The organism is Echinicola jeungdonensis, assembly GCF_030409905.1.
In the GTDB taxonomy this organism is placed as follows: Bacteria; Bacteroidota; Bacteroidia; order Cytophagales; family Cyclobacteriaceae; genus Echinicola; species Echinicola jeungdonensis.
On record NZ_JAUFQT010000002.1, the window covers coordinates 639,914 to 665,079 of the forward strand.

18 protein-coding genes are annotated in these 25,166 nt (G+C 39.0%); all 18 read right to left on the minus strand.

The window, feature by feature from the left end; translation table 11 throughout:
* Positions 1-11: 11 nt before the first annotated feature.
* Positions 12-1,622, minus strand: a complete 1,611-nt coding sequence (locus QWY93_RS15945) for a contractile injection system tape measure protein (RefSeq protein WP_290249400.1) — start codon at positions 1,620-1,622, stop codon at positions 12-14.
* Positions 1,622-5,947, minus strand: a complete 4,326-nt coding sequence (locus QWY93_RS15950) for a PKD domain-containing protein (protein ID WP_290249401.1) — start codon at positions 5,945-5,947, stop codon at positions 1,622-1,624. Before QWY93_RS15950 ends, QWY93_RS15945 begins: the two co-directional genes overlap by 1 nt.
* 12 nt (positions 5,948-5,959) lie before the next feature.
* Positions 5,960-8,758, minus strand: a complete 2,799-nt coding sequence (locus QWY93_RS15955; RefSeq protein WP_290249402.1) for a baseplate wedge protein — start codon at positions 8,756-8,758, stop codon at positions 5,960-5,962.
* A complete protein-coding gene (locus QWY93_RS15960) occupies positions 8,746-11,946 on the minus strand; it encodes a baseplate J/gp47 family protein (RefSeq protein WP_290249403.1) in 3,201 nt (1,066 codons plus the stop codon). Before QWY93_RS15960 ends, QWY93_RS15955 begins: the two co-directional genes overlap by 13 nt.
* 12 nt (positions 11,947-11,958) lie before the next feature.
* The gene (locus QWY93_RS15965; RefSeq protein WP_290249404.1) at positions 11,959-12,369 is read right to left on the minus strand and encodes a GPW/gp25 family protein; all 411 of its coding nucleotides are present in this window, start codon (positions 12,367-12,369) and stop codon (positions 11,959-11,961) included.
* Positions 12,370-12,371: 2 nt separating this feature from the next.
* Complete coding sequence (locus tag QWY93_RS15970) at positions 12,372-12,662, minus strand: PAAR domain-containing protein (protein WP_290249405.1); 291 nt, start codon at positions 12,660-12,662, stop codon at positions 12,372-12,374.
* A 10-nt stretch (positions 12,663-12,672) separates the two neighbouring features.
* A complete protein-coding gene (vgrG, locus tag QWY93_RS15975; RefSeq protein WP_290249406.1) occupies positions 12,673-14,418 on the minus strand; it encodes a type VI secretion system tip protein VgrG in 1,746 nt (581 codons plus the stop codon).
* A complete protein-coding gene (locus tag QWY93_RS15980; RefSeq protein ID WP_290249407.1) occupies positions 14,419-15,105 on the minus strand; it encodes a CIS tube protein in 687 nt (228 codons plus the stop codon).
* A gap of 3 nt (positions 15,106-15,108) precedes the next feature.
* Positions 15,109-15,267 (minus strand): DUF5908 family protein, encoded by a 159-nt coding sequence (locus QWY93_RS15985; RefSeq protein ID WP_290249409.1) that lies wholly within the window; start codon positions 15,265-15,267, stop codon positions 15,109-15,111.
* Positions 15,257-15,745: a phage tail protein gene (locus QWY93_RS15990; protein ID WP_290249410.1), complete on the minus strand. Its 489-nt coding sequence runs from the start codon at positions 15,743-15,745 to the stop codon at positions 15,257-15,259. Before QWY93_RS15990 ends, QWY93_RS15985 begins: the two co-directional genes overlap by 11 nt.
* A 2-nt stretch (positions 15,746-15,747) precedes the next feature.
* A complete protein-coding gene (locus QWY93_RS15995; RefSeq protein ID WP_290249411.1) occupies positions 15,748-16,176 on the minus strand; it encodes a phage tail protein in 429 nt (142 codons plus the stop codon).
* A gap of 31 nt (positions 16,177-16,207) precedes the next feature.
* Positions 16,208-18,175 carry a phage tail sheath C-terminal domain-containing protein gene (locus tag QWY93_RS16000; RefSeq protein WP_290249412.1) on the minus strand — a complete coding sequence of 656 codons (1,968 nt, stop codon included), beginning with the start codon at positions 18,173-18,175 and terminating at the stop codon, positions 16,208-16,210.
* Positions 18,176-18,187: 12 nt separating this feature from the next.
* Positions 18,188-19,045 carry a hypothetical protein gene (locus tag QWY93_RS16005; protein WP_290249413.1) on the minus strand — a complete coding sequence of 286 codons (858 nt, stop codon included), beginning with the start codon at positions 19,043-19,045 and terminating at the stop codon, positions 18,188-18,190.
* Positions 19,042-19,641, minus strand: coding sequence for a Pvc16 family protein (locus tag QWY93_RS16010; protein WP_290249415.1), 600 nt, complete (start codon positions 19,639-19,641; stop codon positions 19,042-19,044). Before QWY93_RS16010 ends, QWY93_RS16005 begins: the two co-directional genes overlap by 4 nt.
* Before the next feature lie 851 nt (positions 19,642-20,492).
* Positions 20,493-21,845, minus strand: a complete 1,353-nt coding sequence (locus tag QWY93_RS16015; RefSeq protein ID WP_290249799.1) for a DEAD/DEAH box helicase — start codon at positions 21,843-21,845, stop codon at positions 20,493-20,495.
* Between the two features lie 626 nt (positions 21,846-22,471).
* Positions 22,472-22,762 carry a hypothetical protein gene (locus QWY93_RS16020; RefSeq protein ID WP_290249417.1) on the minus strand — a complete coding sequence of 97 codons (291 nt, stop codon included), beginning with the start codon at positions 22,760-22,762 and terminating at the stop codon, positions 22,472-22,474.
* Positions 22,763-23,058: 296 nt separating this feature from the next.
* Complete coding sequence (locus QWY93_RS16025; RefSeq protein WP_290248799.1) at positions 23,059-24,231, minus strand: IS91 family transposase; 1,173 nt, start codon at positions 24,229-24,231, stop codon at positions 23,059-23,061.
* Positions 24,231-25,040, minus strand: coding sequence for a tyrosine-type recombinase/integrase (locus QWY93_RS16030; RefSeq protein WP_290246383.1), 810 nt, complete (start codon positions 25,038-25,040; stop codon positions 24,231-24,233). The genes QWY93_RS16025 and QWY93_RS16030 overlap by 1 nt, the downstream gene beginning before the upstream one ends.
* Between the last annotated feature and the right edge of the window lie 126 nt (positions 25,041-25,166).

Below are 25,166 nucleotides of genomic sequence, written 5' to 3' on the forward strand. Positions count from 1 at the left end.
AACCAATTGGGTTACCATTCAACAAATAACAATTCTTTTTTCCAGGGAAATTTTACCATGCTGATATTCCATGGGAGCTGGTCCAATAGTATATCCTGGGTCTTTCTTTCCAGATGCAGTTTGGGATGGTCTCCCCTCAGATCCAATTTTCCCATCCTGCAAAGAAATTCAGCCCTCAATGTATCTGTCCCTGTATTTTTGAGAGCTTTCCAATGGTCCCTTACGGCTTCCAATAATTCTTCTGTCATAAATTGATGTCCCATAGAAATTTCCACCTCTCTATTGATGGGTTTTTCTAATGGAATACCACAGCAATACTTTTCAAAGAGCATCTGGTGTTCAAATCCTTTTTCTTCTTTGGTGGCCACATAATGCAATAAATGGGTGGCATATTCCGGATCTTGGATATTATTTTTTTCACCCAGTAATCCAGTTTTTTGGAAAAATGTTTTCAGAAATGGATGTAATAATACCAACCCTGCCTGAGATAGGTGAAGGGGTTCCTTATTAAAATTCGAATTAATCAGCTCTTCTTCTTTAAAAGTATTGTCCTTCTCATTTTGAAGGGAGTCTTTCTTTTGAATTTTACCTGGGGTTAAAACCCCTTTTTTCGGTTTAAATAGTCTTTTTCTTTTATGGTTTTCGGAAATCCACTCAAATTTTTCAGAATGGATATTTTCTGCTACCCTTAATACTGACTTTAAATTATCTTTAATATTATTATTGCCATCTTTGGCAAGCATTCCTTCCAGGTCCTTTTTATAAGTGATCTTAAATTTTTCCTTATCAAAAACTCCAAAAACAAATCTCCAATATTCTTCCCTTGGTGATTTCTTTAAAGGAATTGTATTTAAAAATATTCCTTGTTGACTTTTATTCAATTTATAATAATGGGTAATCAGGACATTAAATATCAAGCTTAATTGGGTGTTGGTGAATTGCCGGATTAATCTTGTTTTAAACAATTGATTTTTGAAATTTTTTAATAACAATTGATGGAATAAAGGGGATTCCAAAATGTGGCGTACTGGATCTATGGAACTCCATTTGTCAAAGAGGCTTGGTTTTTCTTCATTTCCCAAATACCATGGTTTAAACCCATTTAGAAGTATGCTGATTAGGGAGTTTATTTCTCTATTTAGTGGAGAAATAATTTCTGGTTTTTTCTTTTGCACATCATCCCCTCGATTTCCCCAATCATTTTTAATTTTTTTATTGAATGGGTCTTCTTTAGAATATTTATCTTTTTGAATTTGATTTAAATTATTTCCGGTTTTCTGATTGGCCCCAACTGAAAGGTAATAGAAATCATTTCTTACTTGTTGTAACTGCTGTTCCAATTGTTCTTTTAGTTGGCCTATGATTTGATCTATGGCCGGGGAATTAGAATCTTCTATAAAAATATTCGAGTGGCTGTTTAGGTTTATTTTAAGTTCTGGAATTTGAAAATATTGGCCATTAAACTTAGCATCCAATTCATCCAAGTAATATTCGATTAAAGGAAATATTTCTTTTTTCAATATTTCCTGAATATTATCCTTTACCAATATCCCTGTGCCTTTTTTGTTGGTACCTACATCCACTTGGACTTTATGAATAATATGTTGGGATTCCCTTTTCATCAACTGTTTTCCAATAGGTCCAAATGAATTTTTATGGCCTCTAGAACAAAATCCACATCTTCAATAGCAGGAACAATATCCACCAGGAAGCTTTGGGTACTTTTTTCGGTATCCCATTTAATTTGTTGTTCTAATAACCTTTTCATGGACTGGGTAATGTTGTCAAATATCCTATTCACCAATTCTTGACTTTCATTTAGTATGGATCTTTCCTGACATTTTACCAACTGATAAGAAAGCTTGACAAAATCCCCCAATATTTCCTTCATAACAACTATTCCCAGCTCCTCACTTTGATTCATTTCAATAATGTACTTGGTGAAAGAAGTAATATGAGGAATTAACATTTCTGCCAGGTTATCATTATGATTTCCATTAAGGAAATTTTGGTCCTCTTCTCCTATTTTAAATATTACATCTACTGCAGGACTGATAATTTCCCTACCCAAGTCATCAATTTTTTCAAAATCCGTTGATTGGGTTAAGGTTTGGTATTTTCGGCTTAGAGCCTGAATAAAGTTGCTGCCTTCTTCAATACAATTACCAGTGTCCGATTCAATGATGATAATAGGAATAGATTTGATTTCAGATCGGGTTTCTTCACAAACATTGTCCAAATTAACAGCAACTTGGGCTTTGACTTCCCCAATATCTCTTGGGAATGATTGGGTGAAGTTGGTTTTCTCTATGGGTTCCAGTTCTTTTCCATTGATAGTCCAATGATAAATTGTTCCTGCAGGGAAAGGTGTGGTGACGGTGAAACTAACAGTAACAGTTTCTCCGGTGGAACCAGAATGTTTTCCTTCAAACTCCAATTTAGGTTTTTCAAATACCCTAACTACTAAATCAGTGGATTTTCCATTGACCGTAAAGGTCAGAGCTTTTCCAAGGTTTATATCACTTACCAACAATGGGTTGAATACAAAACCATCAGTTGTGGATTGGACACCCTCTCCTTTTACAATGCCATCTTCCGGTTTAACCTGGAATAAAATAGGGTCAGGCTGAAGGTCTCTGCAAATTACCTTGGGTTCTAAATCAAGGCTAACCTCTTCCGCTGCTTCTTCGAATATGAACTCCTGCGTTTGGGTTTTTGGACAGGCTCCATTTTCAGGGGTAATGGTGAGGGATACCGTTACTTTATTTTCCTCATTTATTGGAAGTTCATAGGTTTTGGTAACTGTTTTTTCTGTAGAATGGGTACCATCGCCAAAATCCCAAAGGTATTCAGCGTTTTCAAAATTAGGGGTTGCAGAAAATGTTATCTCAGGATTGGTAAGGGTACCTCCAGAAGGATTTATAGAAAAGACAGGGCTTTGGTAAACCGTAAGTTTGGCATTGGTAGGCTCATCGTTGACCATAAAAGAAATCTCCTCACCTAGTAATTCCTCTGGGAATACGGAAGGATCAATGCTCATGGAATGCCCACTTATCAATAAGCCGGGAACTTCCTGGGTTGGTTTTACATTTCCATCTGTCGGGATTACCTCAAATGGGATAGGACCCTCTGTTAATCCCAAGCAATAGGTATCCAATTTAAGCCCCAAGAAAACTACCGGCCTGGGAACAACAAAGTTGACAGGGTTACAATCTGAACAACAGCGATAGGGAAGCATAAAATCAGCTACCACGGTTTTGTCAGGTAATGTTGATTTTAAGAGGCCTTTGGTTCTAAGAAGGTTAAGAAAACCCTTTGGCAAGTCCTTTTCAAATTCCTCCCTACCAAACTCAGTAACTTTTTCCATATGGAGAGCTTCCTCCCTACTAATGGCTTCAGCCTTAATAATTGCTTTTGCTTCCCCTGATCCTTCCAATTGCCCTTTAATGGCTTCCTGAAACTCTTCTGCTTTAGTAAATTTTTTCCTGGCTTTATTAAAATATACTAAAATAAAAGTCCCTCCCCTTGGAACACCGGCCTGGTGTTCCAAGCCAGGGTGATGCTCTATAAAATTTGAAAGTTGAAGTTCCATGAGGATCTTTTCCTTTCTAGTTTCAATCTCAGCCTTTAATATTTTTAATTTTTTTGAGGCACAACAGATAGAGGAAAAAAATAATGCCTGAGATTGATAATAAGCTATTTGCCGATCATCCAGGTCAAGGGTTTCTATTTTTTTACTAAATTCCTTTAATTTTTTACAAAGTTTTTCAATGGATTTATCATATTCAGCTAGGATCTGTTCATTCAAATCAATCAACCTTTCTGGTATATAATTTGACAAGTCATACGATGCGGCTATGATTTCAATGGGTTGATTAACAAAGGCTTGCTGGTAAGAAGCTTCTAACCCAAATTCTTTCACATATTCCTGGGCAGCCTTTTCTGCTTCGACCTTGATATCATTAAAGCTATAATACTTAGCCCCCTCCTCTTTAATGGTACTTTCAAATACTTTTCCCAATGAACCGGTGGAATCACTAATATTATGGGAAATACTTTCTTGAATATCTTCCCTGTTTTTTGTTTTATAATCTTTTGTAGAATCAAATAAATGAGGGTAAAGCTTTTGGGCCTCAGCAATCGTAATTTTACCCATTCTTATTAACATGGCTACTTTTTCCCATTCCTTTTCCTCTACAGTCTGGGATTCTTTTTCGAAAGTGCTTATAAGGGCTTTTTCCTTGGCTTTGACCACTTCTACTGCTTCAGCTTCCTCCCCTTTCGCTGTTTCTCCTTCAGAATCGGTCATTTCTCCTGAAGCTGCTTTAGGGTCCCTAAGATCTATAGAAGAAAAGAAAGCCGATATTTTTCCTGTAATGCAACTAATTTCATCATTCCAAGCATCCAAAAGGACCATTAAATCTTCAAAATGACATTTATACTTATCCAAATCAAGCTCCTGATCCACTTCATTGATAGCAAGCGCTTTTACATCAAAATCTAAATTGTATTTTTTAACTTGGTCCTTAAGGTTAATCAAGGCATTTTCATATTGATGCCCAAAATGCCCTTCTACCCTGAAAAAATCTACCTCATCCAAATCAAATTCCAATGGTGTTTTGGTTTGATTATTAATAGGGTCAGTTTCCCTAAAGTACCGGTAAACTCCATCTTGCTGGTTTCTAATTTTTAATTGATAATTCCAATGATTAACCAACTGACTGCTTGGTTTGTAATAATAGGGAATTGCCTTACTCCCTAATTTTCCTTGCAAATTGGAAGGAGTAATTTTAATCTCACTTTCATAGATGCCATAGGATTTAAGAATTAATACCAAACGCTCAATAAGCTGATGTATCTTTTTGGTTGTATCTGGGTTTCCAGTTATTGGGGAAGGATAAAAATCATGCCTATAAGCTGGGAACTGGCTACTATCTTCCAATATTCCTAACATCAAATGTTTGGGAAAAGCTTTAATATCCGGCATACATGCAGTATCAAACTCAAAAAATGTATCCAATATTTCATGATAGGTATTAATAAGATCTTTTAACCAATCATAATCATATTGGAATGGGTGCAAAAAATGTTTTGGTTTTGGGATAAATAATTTGGCTAAGTGCGGCTTCAAATCAAAGTCAAAGTTGCTAACATTAAGAAAAGTCAAAATGTCTTTCAGGCCTTTGTAAAGGATATCTCTGGTATTTGGCTCATGAATGGCTTTATAATACCTATCCTCAAGGCTTTGTAACTTTTTGGTATTGGAACCATTCAGGAGTACCCGTTTCAGGGGTACTTTTTTTAAGTTCTTATATACCTGGCTGGTTTCAAGTTTCTGATAAACCGAGTCCTTATTGATGATTTTTTTGGCATCTTCCTGTGTTGTTAATAGAACCCTTAATCTAACCACTTGTTCTATGCCCTGATTATCACAGTCGATGCCGGAGCACAATTCAGCTTCCTTGGGGAAATTTTCCAAGTAAAGTAATACAACTTTATTTCTAAGATCATCCAATTCCTCAAGAACTGTATCCGATTCCGTAACCCTGGATTCTGGAATGATTTCCCATAATTTTAGTGGAATCCCTTCATGGGTAAAATGGGAAGTATATTTCCCTTTATCATCCTCAAATACCCTAAAATGGGTGTAATCTATAAAAGGAATATCCATATTTTTTTCATCCTTTCCCTTTATATTCTGATACAGTTTGACTAAGTCCCCATCTGTGGTTACCCCCACCCCTTGAGTAATCCGGATTTTACCCTTGGGACCTACAATGTTTGCCTTAAATCCACAAACCAGCCCTACACCTTGTAAAAATACCCTGGTTAACCTGTCCTGATCCTCAAAAAATGCAATGGATTCATTTAATTGGGTATGAGTAAGTACCTGATCCACTTTATAGGTTCGGTACTGTGTTGTGATGGAGGTAAGTTTATTAGCCATGACATTATCTGATTAAAGCGTTCCCAAATTCGTTTTGCCTAAAATTAATTTCCCATCCAGCTCCTCAATTTCATCCTCGCAATCATAAAGTCTACCTGTAGGATAAATTGTATGAAGGCCAGTCATTGAATCGACAAATTCATTTAAAATTTCATTGTATTTGTTCATGGAAATAGGAAGATGAATCTTTTTATGGACATCTGTTTTTTCCATTAAAAATGCCTTATAGGCCTCTTCAAATGCTACTAATTGATTTTCCTTAAAAATGGGTTCTTCAGGGTTTTCCACATCCTGTTGGGAAATTTCTGGTTCTTCTCCTTCCCGGTAACCAATCCAACAAATTTTAGCCACTATGTGGGAGGGCAATTCCTCCCGGATAAGATTTTCCATATAATTCCTAAATTCCTTATTGGCAAACCGGTATGTAAAACCCGGCAACACAACACTTACTCTAAAAGAATAGGGATCCAGGTTTTTGCAGGTATCAAAATCATCGGAACAAAAAGGAAGAAAATTCCCCTTTTCGAAAGTCTTACCTTCATCCTCCCATATTTTGTTATTGGCATTATCTGTGGAAAAAGGAAGGGTTAATATATGCTCGATAAGGTAAATCCCCTCTTCTGTAAAATCCTTTCTTAAAAATGTATGTAAATCCAAGGCAGCCTGTATGGCAGCTTTTTGATCGTCATAGTATTTATATTGCTTAGCAATTATGCGGTCAGAATCACTAGCTGAAGTAATTATTGGGTTGATCACATCAAAACTGTATTTATCCGAAGTACTGGCCTTATGAAACTGGAAACAGTCTAAGGTCAACTCATCCTCAAAAGGCTTTTGGAGTTGTGATTTCAATTTTTCCCCTGAGCTTTCCAGAATCTTTAATATGGCAAAATACATTTCATTACCTGCTTTACTATGACTAGCATAAGATTCAGTTGCAGATAGGATGATATGATTTTCTTTATCCCGGATTCTCCAGCGGTAAACCCATTTCCCGCCTACATTTTCATACCGATAGATTTCAACAAAATTTTTGGATAGATTTCTACGGTTATAATTTTTGATTCCAGACAAGCGGGCTATTCTTTTTTGAAAGCCTGATACATTATCTGTATCCCATAGATTTTCCTTTTCTTGTTCATAATAGTTAAAACCTTCCCCCCTTTCCCTGCTGATCTGTGGATATTCCCTCAAAAATTCCTGCTTGTGGTCAAGAACAATTCCGGGAGTACTTTCCCCATAAAGTAATTTCATTAAAAAGGCATAATTGCCAAATTGCTCAGCAAATCGTGCAATCAAATGGTCTAATATTTGATTTTTCCTGGAAACGGAATTATCCAAAAACCCCAATAATTGATCGGTTAACAATTTTTCCTGATCCGGATAATTTTCCACCAATTGATCAATTCCTTTGATATCATTAATAGCCTGGGTAAAATAAGTCCTGTTGGGATGATCTTCCAGAGCCAATAGATCCTTTACTTTGTCCAGATGCTTGAAATAAGAAGCGAGTATTTGATCAAAGAACAGTAAATATGCTTTAAGTTGTTTGGCCTTAGCCAAGCGGGCATTTCCCAAATGAGGAGGAAGCCCTTTATCACTTAATCCGTAGGTTTCAGGAAAGTCATGCTGGACAGAGTCAAAATTTCCCCATTTACCACTTTTTCCTTTTGGTAAATCTGGTTCCCTGTCCTTCATTGCCAAAGCCTCTTTTTCTTCTTGATCGGCAAGTAATTCCTTTTTGTATTGATCTACCCTGGAAGAATTAATATTTACCGGCAAAACCCCTTTAAAATAATTTAAGGTTGTTTTTTTGCACAGTTTTGGCTTTTTGTTCTTGGGAACGCAGATGATCCAATTTTTATGATCCTCTTTATCCTCATCATTACAAGGGCCAATGGTGATTTCTTTGACCACTTTGACCCCTTCTATTTGCATAATGATATTAATGATATCTGACAGACGAACCTCTGCCCTAAGCTCTGAATTTAGCAACTCGATATCATCCAGAAAACCATGTTGAAGTAAGGGCCCTTCAAAAATTTTCTCAGTAGGATAACCCTTTTCTGTCATTTCCTTTAAAGAATAAAAACGGGGTGACGGAGAAAGGTAATTTTCCAGGGCAACAATCATTTTGGCATGAACCAATTCCTCATCAACTTCCGGTGCCACTTCTATATTGGCGCACACGGAAACCGGAAAGCTTTCCACTTTTTCCACCTTGACTAAATCTTCACACAAATTCCGGTGGGCATGAAATTGACGGAAGATTTTTTGTCGGATTTCATCGCTTAACGATTCTGTTTCTTCCCGGGGTTCAACCAGAAAACGGTACAAGCCTTTTATCTTAAAACTTTTAATAAAATCCTCATGAGTTTCACCAAAATCATCGGGGGAGTAGGACAACTTTTCCTGTTTTAAGTCCGCATAAAGTGTAATTTCTTCTTTTTTTACCCAACAATTATTGATTTCTGGAAGGTCAATGATCAATTTTCTATAATCCAATGCAGTAGTGGGAGCGGAAGGAAGAATTTCTGGTCCAGTAAAGAATTGTCCTTTATAGTCTTCCTGACCAGGCCTGCTAACAATATCTTCGATGGGTAAATTTATTCTGTTTCCCAAATCAGAAATGGCATAACAAAGCACTTCCAGCATGGTAATACCCGGATCATGGGTATTATAATCCGTCCACAACTTGCTGCCAAACTGCTCTATATACCTGATTCCCTCTTTTCTCAAAAAATCAAAGTCCAGATCATCTTTGGTGGAGATGCTTTTTGGTATGGCTCTATTTATATTTATTGTTGACATGGTTCAGAGTTTTCCATAGGTTCATTGGAACATTTTTTTTCTGCCAATTGGACATTATGATTTTTGGCGGTTACCAAAATGGATTTCGGGTTGGAAGGAGCTACACTTTCTTTTCCCGTTACTTCTTCATAAATAGGGTTGCAGGGATCAATACTACTTTCAGCAAGAATCAATAGTTTTAAATTTTCCAAATAATCCACGTAGTCAAGTTGCTCTAAATAATGTATAATTTGGCTCCTATGAAGAGTTACCCCAAATTCCACTGTAGCCTTTTGATCGTAAGCCCAAGGAGATAAAAACTTCTTTACATCTTCTTGAATTTGGGTCAAATAAAAATTTTCATCGTATCCCTCATGGAATTTTACCTTCAATTCAATTTGTACTTCTTCATAATTGGGGTTAATGATATCTGCTTTGACATGAAAAGAATTCAACTGGTTTATAAATTCTCCCACTTTAACCAGGGTAGCTTGGCTAACTCTGGGTTCGTAAATATCGAAAACGGCCTGCTGAATTGTGTCAGGGATCAATATTACGGTTACATCCCCTGGAGACTGAAACCCTTGCTCAGAAGTATGGTTCAAGCATTTTACTTTATAAATTTCAGGAAAGGATTCCAATATTAGATGTTCATAATCCCAAAGATTAATAGCCCGCTGTTTATGTCTCAACCTTTCACTAATTCTCCGGTAATAAGGAATATCCGCCTCTACTTTCCTTCCACCAAAGGATGGAAATGGTTGGGAAATGGATTTGATGGTGCTTAAACGCTCTTTCATTTTACCGATGCTACCTTCCGGCAAACCATATTTCAAATGGTCCCCTGAATTCCCTTGATCCTCAAAAGTGGCTTCCAAAGCCTGGGTTTTAATGTCAATGATTTGGCATACGGCATCAAAATTTTTCTTCATACTTGCTCTTAACCAGAATAAGCCCGAGGGCAAACGGGTGTTATTTTGGGTAGCTAGTTTGGGCAAGGAAAATTTGAAAAGCCCTGTTTTAAGAAAATTTTGGGTTTGATTTAAAAGAATATTTCCCTCATCCAAAGACAGCCATTCATTATGGCTTAATATGGCCCATTCAATTTTTTGCTTTCCTTCAAAAGGTGTAGGGGTGTTTGGATTTTCACTTCCTTCCAAAATCTGAAATAAAATAGAAATCTGTTGTAAAGGCTTGGCCTGTTCTAAGCCAATATATAATTCTCCACCATGGCAAAAGGCAGGAATAAGATTCAACGTAAAATCTTCTGATACAGGGTTGGCAGCTTTAACAGGGAACTTTTGATATTGTCCAAAAGGCTCTTCATGGAAAATTTGAATATCATTGTTTTCTGTTGTCGATGAAATTTCCTGATTCAAACTTGCAGAATAAGAAAGGGTGAAATTTTCTGCTAATGGGGTATAAGGTTCATTAGGTATTTGATTGACATTAATTGAGGTTTGGTTATTGATAGCCGCTTGGGTATAGTAATGAGCATACTTTTCATGGAGAAAAGTATTAACCAAACTTAAATTCAGTTTTTTATCTGCTGAAAATGAACTACTGGGAGGGTTGAAGCTAAAATTGGACTGGTAAAGAATTTGCCCATCCTCTGTTGTTGATGGTCCTTCAGTAAAAAGGTTTAATTGGGAAGTGGTTGAGCCGCTCTCCCCAGGCTCCTGGATAACTTTAAAATCACTGTAATCATCCACTTCTGGAATTATTTCACCAACTGAATTAGGACTTCCATAAGCCGAGTAATGGCTGCCAAAATCATCTGGAGTATTTAACCAATCCATTGATATTGAGATAGAAGTCCAAGGTTTATCGGTGGCTTCTGGATAAGCTATTTTGAAGGAACCTCCTTTTAAAGGTCTTGGAGTAAAAGGAAAAAATGGTTTAGTTGAATTTATCGCTCCCAAGTCATTTTCCAACTGCACATTTTTGATTTGGGAGGCATTGATATCGATTCCAATTTTTGTTAAAGGGTTATCATTTAAAATACGGTAAAGGTTGTAACCCTCTATTGTTTCAGTATTAAAAATGACTCTTATTATTGGAGATTCACTTGTATATCCAGCTCCGTGTACATCAGCCTGATAAGGAAAAAGAGGTGGAAAATCTATCTCTAGATTAAAAACAATATGAAATTGTTTGGGATTTCCTTCTTCACCTAAAAAGGTATTTTCATCCAACAATCCATCAAAGGGAGCCCATCCCTTTTCCTGGGTAATTTCTAATTTGATTGCTTTTTGAATGGAAGAGGCATCCACTTGGGGCAGTTCATTTTCAAAAGTAAATTTAAGGGCTACCCTTCTTTCTCCCTCTTGCAAATTTAACATGGAGGAAGCAAGGGAAAACCCAATTTTGGCCTTTGGAAGTCCCGGAAGTTGAGTGGACCCGTGACAGATTTTGCTGTGGCCAAATGGCCACCATTGTGCCGAACCCTCAGGAAAATCAGCCCCTAGCCCGTCCAAGGAATTAGCAACAGGGGAAGCCACAATATTTCCTGATTTTTCCGCATCCACTCCAAAAGTGATTGCAGGTTTATCTATTAATATTTCGTTATATACATTTTTAAGTTGTACTATTTGGGTTTTATTGATAATGCCTTCCTCCAAAGTTTTGTAAATCCTTTGGATACCGGAACTGTCCTTACCGCCTATAAGACTGGTTTCTTTTTCAACTTTTCCTTGGGACAGATTTTTTGCTAACTCAAAAATAATGTAAACGTGATCTGGAGTTAGCGGCTTTTTCTCAATTTGAAGTAATTCTTTATAATAGAAGTCCAGGTGCCTCTTGGTCAACTTGTTAAACCTTTCTCTGCTATTTTCTAAAAGCTTCAAAAAGGCAATAAACAAGGTAAGGTGAGGCGTTAATGATTGGTCCGAAGAGGCATTGTCCAAATAGTCATTGATAGCTTCTTTTAATGCCTCAAGAGTTTTTGCCTTTTTATGTTCTTCTTTCAAAAATTCCTCCTGAGTAAAAAAGCCAAAAAACTTTGTCCAATTTCCTAAGGAATATTCAGGGGAATCAGTGGGAAAAAATCGAACTTTTTTTGCAAAATTAAAGGCAAAAATGCACCAATCACTAATTTTAAAATCATGCAGCTTAAGGTTTTTAGGATCCAGATTGGCAGAATCCAATTGCTGGCGGTCGGTACCATCCCTTTTTAATACACTGACAATATGGTTGCAATCCGAACTCATTCAATCTCCATTTTAAATATTTGTACCTTCTTCTTTATAAAAGGGAAAAACCAAATTATGTCTGGAATTGGTAGCCCTGATTTTATATTGGATGTTGATTAAGAGCTCCCCCTTTAGTTCATTCCCCTGGGAAATGTCAATTTTCTCCGCATCAATTCTGGGCTCGTGGTAAAGTATTGCTGTTTTTATCAACTCACTCACGTAGGTTTTTAAGGTCCTGTTGATAGGACTAAACAACAGCTCTTCCAAATTGCATCCATAGGTGGGATGCATCACCCTTTCTCCCAATTTGGTGCTTAACAAGACCTGGAGGCTTTTTTCAATATCCACAACTCCAGAAGTAGTTTGAAGTTTTCCCCGGTTTTGGTCAAATTCTGGAGGAAAACTCCAGCCGGTTCCCAAAAATTTCTTTTCATCTTCCATATTCAACCGATAAGTACTGTTGGTTCACCAATTACTATTGTTCCGCCATGAGCAGTGCTATCTCCTAAACGCGCTGCCGGCATTCCACCTATCAAAACCGTACTGGAACCCATTGCTACAGTATCTGGCGGGCCGGTACAAATGGCCATGTCCCCCACCCGGGCTGCTGGCATGCCCCCTATTAATACCGTAGGTTCCCCAGGTGGCATAATCGGACCTCCCACATGGGGTACCGTTCCCGTAACCATTGGACAAACATGCATGTCATTGATTCTTGCTGCTGGCATTCCCATATTTTTTTCTTTAATTAATTTGAACTAGAGAACCTTTTACCACGGCAATGGCACTGGTGGACATTTCAGCACCGGCAGAACCTTCTGCTTTAAATTGGGCATTAGCTGCTGCAAAAATATTGGTGCCTTCAATGTTGACATCTCCTGTAGCTTTGAGCACCAAATCTTTGGCAGATTCCATGGTTATGCCATTACTGTCCATCAATACCTTATTGCCATTTTCATCTTCCATAGTTATTCCCCCCTGATCTTCTGATAATTCCAACTTATTACCAGCTGGAGTTTCTATCAAAATGCTCTTTTCATCATCATTAAATATCAATTTCATCCCTTCCCGTGTATGGATTCCTTTTTCATGATTATCATCAGAACCAGGAATGGGAGAAGGCTTGGCACTGCTGTGCAAAACACCTAAAATCACTGCATCATTGGGATCCTCATTGATAAATCCAACTACCACTTCATCTTCGATTTCTGGCCTGAATGTCACTCCCCTTTCATTGCCTGCATCCACACAAGATTGCCTGCACCAGATTCCTTGTTCTTCCTGGTTGATTAATGGGATTTTGACCATAATACGGTCCTCTCCCTCAGGGTCTTCCTCAAGTTGGGTGACAATGCCAATATGTAGGCCTTTTATTGCCGCATTTAACCCTGCCGCAGGAGGAGATTGGATATCATGGTTTTCAGAAAACATTTGGGGATCCAGGCCAAATTGGGCATCAATGGTCCAGTTACCTTCAGTAATTTGGTGCCTTACTCCGGAAATGTAAACCTTACCATTGAACCTGTCTCCTACACCTTCCAACAAAAGCAAGACCCCAGGTTTTACATCAGGAATACCTTGAAACTTGATCCTTCCCCTGGTTTTGGCCAATTGTTGATAGGTCCATTTTCCATCAGCCCAATCCTGCAATGAGCTTTCTTTCTTTTGACCTCCATGTTTTAAAATTACCTCCTCTTCATCTAAAAGTGTGGCCAGGTCATTTGGTGAAATATTTCCATTGGTTGCAAAGCCGGGATCTGCCCCTTCAATTTCAAGGATGGTCTGATCTGCCGCATTCCATGATTGGCTAATGACTTTAGGAACCTGGGTTCTGGCATCCATTTCTGCATCAAATTCCAGAAGGGTTGCCCCAAAGGTGACCGTTTCTACCTCCTTTCCGGAAATGTCAGGTTTATTGAAGGTGACGTTTCCATCATCGATAAGCCCCACCAGCCCGTTTGCCTGGGCCCTTAAAAGCATAAAATCCCAATCGGTAACATCATACTGAACCAGTTCTGGATGACTGTAAGAAGTGCTGGTAATCTCAGCTTCCAATCCATAGTTGCCCAAAATTTCTTCTATAAGTTCCGCATCAGTCGATTCATAGAAATATTTACTTTTTCTTCTAAGGGTCATCTTTACGGCTTCGTCTCTTGCTTCTACCTGCAAAAGAGAATAACTTTCCCGGATTTTAAGGCTTTGTTTGATGACCACCCCTTTGAAGATGGTAGCATCATCAGAATGATACCCTGCCGTAATTTCGATTTTTTTACCTGGGACAAACAATTCAGCATTACTGCCTTTAAAATCCCGGTCTGCAGGATCTCCATCAATAATCGCCAATTGGGCAAAAGGTATGCGATTGACCTCCTTACTGACCATGATACTTTTAACCTGGTAAGTACCAGGAATTTCATTTCCATCAATCAGGATTTTATGAGTGACCCGGTCAACACTTTGGCTGGTCTGTATGGTACCGCTATTGTTCATTTATTTTTGTTTTTGAAGGGGTGGAAAAAACAATTCAGTTCCAGTTTTAAGCCTTCTGAAATTAGATAATCCATTGGCTTTGGCCACTTCCAGGTAATATTTGGAATCTCCATATACTTGATAAGTCATGAGGGGAAGAGTATCTCCTTCATGAACCACCCTATAATGGGTCATATCTGGTGATTGATTGTTTTCCTGGGCAGCTCTCCTCTCTTCCTCGACAAATTCAATCAATTTAGCCTTTGCCAACGCCCGTATGGGGGTGCCATCCGGCCTGAATAATTTGAATTCAATGGTCATTTCTGTCAAGTATCCTTGAAACAGCAAACTTCCCCAGGTCACCAATAGGTAATTGGGCTTGTGTTTTTCACCATTGTATTCGTTGACTACCTTTTTGAATTGCTCAATATCATCGATTACTCCATTTTCTGTGCTTTCATATCCTGGAATAACCCCAGTCCGGTCAAACAAAAAATCCAATTCCAAAGTCTGTGGCAGAATTTTATTGAAACGGGTTGGAGCAGCACTCGTTCCTGCCGCCTGGTCCTCGTTTTGTTCTACCTTGTGCTTGTAAGAATATTTTTCAGGATTGAGCAAGGTGACAAATTCCCCATCATCCACTTTTTCAGAAAACTTGGAGTCTTTGTATGCCCAGATTTTTAATTTTTCCAGCTTCCCTTCACTCATGGTTTATCGTTCTTTTTGTTTTCCCAATACTTCCAGGATCTGTTCAATGCACTGGTCAATCAACTTTTGTTTTTCCTTTGGGGAAAAACCTCCTCCTGGACTTCTATCCTGGTTTTCATCCACTTTTATTTTGATATGGAGCTCTTTAATTTCAATCGGCATTGTTAGGAATAGTTTTAAAGTAGTTATACGACAATTCAATAGATTCAATAACCATCTTGCTTTCCTCTGCATTTAAATCATCCACACTCCACTTCACAGGAATAGCATGAACTACATTCCAGCTCATCAATGGTTCTCTTTTAGGCTCCCCTTCTGGGTTTCCCTCGGGTACTTTTTCATTCATCAATGAAACCGTTAAATTCACTGGCTTGAATTCAAAATTCTCAATAGCATTCCTGCACCATTTGATTAATTTTGTGTTGACGATCAAACCCCGTTTCAAAACCAAGTTGGGATACTTGGTTTTGACAGGAAATTTATGCTTGAACCGATTCTCACCGCCTTCAGCAATTTCCTCGGTTTCTATGTCCACCGAAAGCCCGGAAACGGATTGGAACTCTGAGTCCCCAGATTGAGATTCTAAGTCTTCAAATTTTACATTGAAAAAAAAGCCAACTGGAGGATAATAATTACTCATGCTTATTCATTTTGAATAGTAAGCCCTTCATGAACCAATTCCATGGTTTCTATGGCCACTTCGTTTCCATCTGCTTTCAGATCAGTCGATTGAATTTTTAGAGGCCAGGCATTTTTAACCTTCCAGGAAACCACCGGTTCGTGTTCCTCATTAAGTAAACTGATGGTTATATCCTTTCTGTCCACCTTGTTCAGGTTAATCGTCTTATACCAGTCATAAAATTCATTGTCAGAAGCAAAAGTCCCCCTTTTCAAGGTGATGTTGGAAAATTTTTGCATGCCCGGCATTTTTATTTTGCTGTATTCAGGGCTTGCCCCGTGCCTATATTCTATAAGCTCGGTTTCCACATCCAACCCGGATACTTCAGTAAATCCTATTTTGGTTCCTCCCCACTCCACGGAGAAATGGAATTTTGACAAAGGATAGCTCATGATGATTATAGTTTTGAGTTATTTAAAAATTTTAAGATTCCTGCATTTTGTGAGAGAATTTTAACACAATGAATTCAGCCGGTCGAACTACCGCCATGCCGATTTCTACGTTCATTTTACCCTCCAAAATATCCTGGGAAGTCATGGTTTGTCCCAAGCCAACTTTAACATAGAATGCATGTTCAGGTTTTGCACCAGCCAAAGCTCCTGCCCTCCATTGAAGGGTTAAGAAGTTTTCTATCATGGCCCGTACCCTTACCCAGGTATTTCCATCATTGGGTTCAAAAACAAATTGTTCCGTAGCTTTTTTGATGGATTCCTCAGCCATGTTGAAAAATCGCCTTATTGGCACATAGCGCCATTCATTATCATTACCTGCAAGGGTCCTTGCTCCCCATACCATGATGCCTTTTCCTGTGAATGGACGGATAATATTGATGGATTTACCTGCAACCACATCCACATTCAGGTTTTCCTGTTCCTTGTTGTCGATGAGTTCAGTCACCCCTATTACATTATTCAAAGAAACATTGGCAGGAGCTTTCCATACCCCTCTATTGGAATCCACTCTTGCATAAACACCTGCAATTGTGGCACTTGGGGGTAAGGTGAGATACTCATTAGCTATACGTTGGAAAATGGTTTTGAGAGCGGGAATGGCTTCTACTGTGGAAGTCTCCACTGTAGCTGTATAACTTTCTGCTGATGTAGATATAAGGTCCAGGGAAGATTTAATGCTGTTCCACAGTTTGTTAAAAGCACCAACATGGGGCTGTATCTTTTCCTGGTTGGTTGTTCCACTGCCAAAGTAAACATTAGTTGAAGTTGTGGTGGTGTAATCTAATCCGGTAGTTGAAGCAGTTAAAGTTAAAGCGGAGGATAAGGCGCTGGAATCGGAAGAAATTTTAGCTATTTCATTTTCGGTATTATCCAGTGCTGTTCCCAGCTTTGAAACCAGAAAATCAAAAAGGAATTTTAGGTTTCCTGCTGGTGTGCTTTTATCTTTTAGGGTAATGGCCGATCCCCCCAGGTCGATGGTATCCCTTACCAAATCCATACTTTCCGTATAAAAGTTGATCAATGCTTCCAAATTAGCTTTGTTCGGAGTGTTTTTGAGGGTATTGGCCAAGGCTTCAAACCTTGCTTGATAGGAAGAATGACTTCCCTTCAAAGTATCCAGTGCCCCATTTATTGTAGTTTGGTCATCAACAAGGTTATCAAGTCTATTGGCCAGGTCTTTGGCATCCGGGTCAGCGATTAAATCTGCCAGATCTACCACTGGGCCATTTTGGGTAATTTTCCCTTTGATATCCTTATATTTGACAACCCGCGGGAGGTTGGCCTTTAACCATGGTGAATAAGCGGCACTATATTTTAAGTAATTCATGCCTATGCCATTTCTAAAGTCTTCAACAGCATCCTCATAATCAGCTCCACTTTCTTTGAGGTCGAAAATGCAAAACCTGTCCTTCAATTCATTGCATTGGCCAAGCATGGCTGCGTACAACGAATTAACATTGCTTTGACTCATTAGAGAAGCATCCGGAACAACCAGTAAGGTGGGCCTGTCCACCTTTTTAATTTTGGCAAGACCAGCTAAAAAACCCGGTGTGGATCCATCTGCAGTACCATTTTGAACGGTATCCGTGTATTTTCCAACTGAAACTATATAGCAATCTCCTCCGCCATTGGCATAAAACATTCTAATGCATTCATATAAATAAAACTTTTCTGCCAGCGCTAAATCAGATACCTGGTTTTGAGCATTGATTTCCAATGTGGTTACATCCACTTGGGGAGGCCCACCAAAATGTTCGGTAAACTCCAGCACAGAGGATATTTTTACTGGTTCATTTGCAGGAAGGTCTTTGTCCCCATCTTTTGCCTTTTCGGTATAACCAATAAAAGCAGGAATGGCTGTTTCAACCTGTGCCACCGAGGGCGGAAATTTGGATATCTCTTCGATGTAAACACCTGGAGTTTTTATTGTTGTTGCCATGATAAAAAAGGTTTAAATGAATATTTCTGAATAGATTTTATTTGATTCTAAAGTAATCCGATAGGGATTGGGATTGGGAAGAGCATAATTCTCTACATCCGGTGGAGTGGATTTCAAATCTGACTGCGGGTCAAGTTGGATGTACCCATATTTTGTCAGAGGCAAGGCATTTTTTGTTTCCATCTCAATGGCCTTCTTCTTGTTGATATATTTCCAAATCGTTTTTTGATTATCAAAATGGATTTTAAAATGCGGGAGGTTATTTTTTAGTTTTCCATTATTATTGATCAAACTTGATTGTCCTGTATCCCCTTTCATTTGAATATGGATCAAGCCGGCCAAATTGATAGATGGCTGGTGAGTATATTTGTCCAACAAATCAATTCTGTTATTCCCTTTTATTACAAAATCCCCATTAACCAGCTTATTTTGCTGAATCATAAGGATACGTTCAAAAGAAAATGGCTCGGGTAAATCCGGTGTTTTGTTGGAAAAATATAAAAGTGAATCCTGATCCCATTGCAAACCTGTGTAATTCCAAAAATAGGGGTCACGAATTTGGATAAGGAAAGTCAATCCAGTTTCCGGACTTAGGGAAATATAGGGTATTTTCTCATCTTCCGGTTTTACCTTTATGCCGAGCTTAAAACCAGATTTGGAAGCATAAAACACCATATTTTGACCTTGAAGAATATTTTGGGTTTTTATAGTGGGAGTTACCTCAAATATCTCTCTCCAATCGTAGGACTTTAACCTCTCTGCCTTTTCCTCAGCATCCATGGCCCAAAAATTATTTTGACCCTCATTCAAAAAGTAGTTGTGATAAATAGAAAGTTCTAAAATTGGCCTAAAAACAGATGAAACAATCATGGTTTAAATTGTTTATAGTTTCTATTGATTGTAGAAATAAGCTCCCCTTCCGCCTGGGTTTGATCCCTTTCAATTTCAATCAGTGTTAATTTGTAATAAACAGAGGGTAATTGCCTTCCTCCCAAGGTCCCCCAGATATAGTTTAGTTCTTCAAATGTTGGAGTAAACAACTCCATGGTAAACCTAAAGTCTTTGATGGAACTCATTTCATCCAAATCCCTGTCAAATTCAGTATTGGATTGGGTAAATACCTTTTTATGTTGGAAAAACTCAAGGATCTTGGATAGGTCTTTGAGGGATTTATTATAAGTGGACCGATTGGCACAAAAGATCAAAAAGAGATTGAGGTTTACTTTGGACTGTTTGTAACTGATTCTGTTCTCCCCGAGCTGGTGATTGGGGAAATTTTTTAAAGTAGTCTCCTCTTTAAAGTTGATCAAACTGAGGACTACTTTATTTTTCAACAGTTCTGCATTTTCCTGTTGCGACTCAATCAAGGCAATATTTTCCAAAATCACCTTGGAGTCTTCCATTCCTGACCTGGTGAAATATTGATTTACCTCTTCTGAAATGATCTTTAAAACTTCAAAAACCATAAATCCAAAAGTCAACTTTCTTTAAAAATGTCTTCCCTTTTGTTCCAAAATGGAGAAAACTTTCTGACGTATAGATGAAGGATATTTAAAATCACCAAGGTAAAACCACACAAAAATTAAATATCCCAAAATTTGAACTTCCTATTATATAGGACCGACTCTACAAAATTAATCTATTCTAAAGTTAGGGATTGTCTGATAACAAACAAATATTCAATAGGAAAAAGTTAATTTCCTAAAATTATATTTTTTGTTTATTAAATTTTAACGAATTAATAAATATACCCTTTGAAATATAAAGTTGAGACTATTTCATATAGAAATTTGGCTCAAATAAGCTTATAAATGGTATTTTTTTAGATTTTTTTAAGAATAAATAAAACATTTTTTCCATATAATACTTAATTCTTGTTCCAAAAAATCTTTTTATGTATTTATACAAATATTAATATCAATTCAGAGAAAGTAAAGGAAATTTAGGAATTATATTCCACGAAATTCGGAGTGAAAAAAAAGGGATTCAAGAATTGGACTAAAAAAATGAGCTCGAATTAAAAATTTTGAGGAATAAGATCGGTAACGTCTTTGAGAAGCCTTGTTTGGGTGGAGAGGGGTAAGGAAAAGGGTGTGGCCCGCCTCCCGCCTGCCTGATCGGTAGTCAGGGAGGGCAGGCAATCTCGTTTTTGATTGTTGAGTCTGCCACGTCATATTTGTGCTGGTCGGGATTTGAAATCCCGACCTACTGATCGCAAAGGATTTTCAATCCTCAAAACCGATAAGTTGTCTTAACTTCTAAACAAAAACCTTTGCGCCCTTACCGCCTTAGCGTGAAACCCTTTCAACTAAAAATTCTAATCCTTATTCATATCCTGGACATTGTGTCTTTTTCTGAATTTACCCTGGGAGTTGGTGGACTTGGAGGGGCTTTCTTCCGGCTTTTTTGAAGGGCTCTTTTGGGTTTTATTGGAAGAAGGCTTTGCTTTTTGTTGGGGCTTATTTCCAAACTTTTTGTTGGGCTTTCTGGAAGGTTCTCCCTTTGGTTTCCTTCTGACTGGGGAATATTCGGGCCCATTTCCCAATTCTTCGGGTAATTTTTCTTTGGGAATATCCAGACCAATCAAACGCTCTATTTTAGAAAATTTTCCCTGATCCTTCTCATTGATAAAAGTAATGGCCTCTCCTTTCATATCTGCCCTGGCGGTACGCCCTACCCTATGGACATAATCCTCAGGGTCCCCAGGAGTATCATAGTTGATCACCAGTTCGATGCCTTCCACATCAATACCACGGGAAAGAATATCCGTGCCCACCAAAATCTTCAAAGTTTTATTTTTAAAGCGGGACATGATTTTTTCCCTTTCCATTTGGTCCAGATCAGAATGAAAGCCTTCCACCTCAAATTTCTTTTTAAGGGTTTTATAGATAGACTTTACCTTTTCCTTAGTAGAAGCAAAAATGATTACCGCTTCATAATCCTTTTGTCCAAGTATATGCTGAAGTAAATCCTCTTTTTGATTATCATAAGCCAAGTAGGCCATCTGTGTTACCCCTTCAGCAGTTTTACTGATGGCAATATTGATTTCTTCAGGATGATGAAGGATCTTTTTGGAGAATTTCCGAATATTTTCCGGCATGGTGGCCGAAAAAAGAACGGTTTGGCGTTTTTGGGGCAGGTAATTGATGATCTTCAAGATATCATCCGAAAATCCCATATCAAGCATCCGGTCGGCTTCATCCAATACCAGATGCTGAAGGGTGGAGAAATTGATCTTTCCACCTGCCATCAAGGCAATTAACCGGCCCGGAGTGGCCACAATAATTCCGGTCCCATGTTCAAGGGCCTTTTTTTGTCGTTCCCAGGTAATGCCATCCCCTCCCCCATAAATCGCCAAAGAGCTTACTCCGGCAAAATAAGCCAAGCCCTGAATTTGTTGGTCTATTTGAATGGCCAGTTCCCGGGTGGGCGCCAAAATCAAAGTATTAAGATCGTCCTTTCCGCTTTCTGCAATTTTATTGATGATGGGCAAAATAAAAGCTGCCGTTTTCCCTGTTCCTGTTTGGGCACAGGCAATCAGGTCCTTGCCTTCCATAATCTTTGGAATAGCTTGAGCCTGAATGGGCGTTGGATTATCAAAGCCCATGGCATTGAGCCCTTCCTGCAGGGCAACGTTAAAATTAAAGCTCGTGAAATTCACAACATCCATCATAATTCGCTTGTTTTCTTACCGATTAATTCCAATCAATATTCATTGACCTTTGGTCAAGATAGTAAATTTTGAAAAAATCGGTTGCTTCCTTTAGGGTTGGTAGGAATTTCAATCTTGCTCAATTGCATTTGATTTAATTCCCAAAGTTTTTTGTAGCCTTACAAAGATAGGCAGGTATTCCATTTATCAAAGCAGTTGGGGTGGAGATTGGGGGATTGAGGCGGGGCTTTTAGGGAGTTTTGAGTACATCTGTGGGAGATTCGCAGTACATACTGAACGGTTTCGTATTAACGCCAATTACGGGTTTAAAGTAAATGTTTTTCTATTTGGCACTGATGTTAGTTATTCCGAGTGGATTCTAGCCTGCCCTGAGCACAGTCGAAGGGTAGACGAATCCGCCGTAATTGCGGTTATACATTGTTACCTGCTATATTTTCTTGTCTCATTTCATTTTCAATATATTTTTTTAGAAAATCACCCACTCGATTTAGAATTGACAAATTGATGCTTAAAGAATCCTTTTCAAAAGAATATCGATATTCGACAAAAGCATTCTTAATTTCTGTCAAATCTTGTTTAAAATCGGTGCCAAATTTTTCCAAATATTGAAATGATAAATTTTTTTACTCAGTCGGTTTTAAGTTCTTAAATATTTCTTCAAAATTATGTCCATATATAGTTTCTAACTTTCGTTCAAGAATTGGTAAATCAGTATTATCTTTTTTCGAATAAGTAGATTTTGTATTCAAACACTTTAAATATAGTTCAATTGAGAATGAAAGATTTACGACAATAGGTTCTGTAAAATAACTATCTAATCTCTTTCCAGCTAAATAAAATTTATTCTCAGTTAAATAAATAGAAGGTTCAATTCCTTCGACAATTCTGTCTTCTTTCCATTCGAATTTTTCCATATTGCAGGTAACGTAAAGTGTTTTAGACGCAATCTAGGTAAAAAAATAAACTATTTTCTTAAGACTACCAAGATTGCGTTTAAAACATAGTTGGACGGAGCCGGTGAACTGCTATGGGCATTTGTCTTTCATGGATCTTTTCTTGGCGGGAGTTTTCAGGAGGTTCTTTGGTTTCGCTGTTTAAAGCTTCTAGTTTGATTGATGGTTTTGCTGGAAAAAGGCATATTTTTCCCTGGGAAACCTTTTCCCTCCAATCTGTTCTTCATGATGTCAATGAACGTCCCGTTTATAAAGTTTCAGGGGCCTTTTTCTTTTGGTGAAGCAATCCCGAACACCATTTTTCCCCGTTTACAGCAGGGGCAAAGGAAGAAGTCCGGGCCCAGTACCTCTTCCAGTATCTCGTAAGTGGTCAGTCCCTGGTAGAAGGAGATGTACCCTGTCTTTTTCAGCAAGCTGAAGCAGGTTTCCATTTTGGTCCTGCTGTTTGCCGAGGCCATGATCCCGTAGTACCTGATCTTGTAAAATCCAGAAGGGAGGATGTGCTGCATAAACCTCCTTACAAACTCGTGGCAGCTGAGGCTCATGGTCCTGTTCCTGTTGTCCCTGTAGTCCTTCCACCTGAAACTGACCGCTTTCCCATCAGTCCATTGGATCCTGCTGTTGCTGATGGCCACGCGGTGGGTATACCTTCCCAGATAGCTGACCACCTGGTTTGCCCCCCTGAAGGTCTTTTTGATGTAGACATGCCAAAACTTTGCATAGGCTTCCCGCCTGAGAAGCCTTGGGTCGGCAAACAGTTTTGCCTGCTTTTCCGGTATCCTGAGAAGGTTTCCTTCCAACGCCCTGATAAGTTTTTCCATAAATACGCCCCTGTAAATAGCTGACAGTGCCTTCACCGGAACAAAGAACTTTTTATGGGCGACGATCCACTCCTGCCCATCGCTGTCCAGTCCCCCGGCAGGAACAAGCATGTGGATATGTGGATGGTAGGACAGGGACTGTCCCCATGTATGCAGCACCGCCATACAGCCGCTTTCAACCCCCAGAAAAGCGGGGTTCAGGGCAGCCTTTTTCACTGCGGCCGAAGAGGCTTCAAACAGGAGCTTGTAACCATACCGCTGGTTGGTATAAAAAAGCGGCCTGAGAAAGTCCGGGACGGTGAACACTACGTGAAAGTACCTCACCGGCAGCAACCTGCTCCTGAGCTTTTCTACCCATACCTGCTGTTTGATATACTGGCACTTGGGACAATGGCGGTTCCGGCAGCTGTTATAGCTCGTTTTGGTATGGCCACAGCTGTCACATGCCAGGGTATGGGAACCCATTTCAGATGTCCTGCAGGAAATGATGTCCAGATAGGCCTTGTACTGGGCGGTACACGGGCTGTTTCCTGAAAGAAAGGATTCTTTCTGCCCCAGAAGGATATCGGAAAGTTCTACCCCGCTGTTCCTCTTGTTAAGGATATCCATCACAGCTCGTCCAGGGGACTTTTGATCTGTGCCGGATTCAAGTTGGTCACATGCAGGTAAACCGTAGTGGTCCTGAGGGATTTGTGGCCCAACAGCTCCTGGATTAACCTGACATTGGTTCCCTGCTCAAGAAGGTGCGTGGCAAAGGAGTGGCGAAGGGTATGGAAAGAAGCATGCTTTGTTACCCCTGCGCATTCCATGGCTTTTTTTAAAACGCACTGTGCACTCTTTTCACTGTAGGGTTTGCCAGGTGTCCGGCCTTCGAAAAGATAGGTTTTGGGCCGGTAGTACCTGTAGTATTCCCGGAGCCTTTCCAACAGCCCTTTTGGCAGCAGGGTATACCTGTCCTTATATCCCTTTCCTCCCCTTACTTTCAGCTGCATCCTGTCACTGTCGATATCACAGGGCTTCAGGCTGATCACCTCGTTCAGCCTCAGACCGGAGGCGTAGGTGAGGGCCAGCAGGCAATAATGCTTTCTGTTCCTTATGGAGTTCAGTATAAGGGATATCTCCTCTTTCGAAAAAACAGAAGGGAGGAGTTGGGGCCGTCTGGGCCGCTTGATTCTTACCGGATCCCAGCTCCTGCCCAGGACATCTTTGAAAAGTATTTTGAACGCACTGATGGTCTGATTCACCCCTGAAGGGGACATTTTGTTGACTTCGACCTTATGGAAAAGGTATTCCTTTAACTTACCAATACTGATCTGTTCGGGGATCTTTCCAAAATGTTTGGAAACTGCCGATACAAGGCTGATGTAGGTACTGATGGTCCTGGGGGAATAGTTCCTGACCAACATTTCCTCATACATCCGTTGACGAAGACTTTTTTTTCCATGATGTTATTTATTTAATGGTAAAACATGGAGTGAATTTAGGGTAAATCACTGAAAATAAATTGGTTAACTGTTCAAAATCAAATAGCTACCGACGTAGGA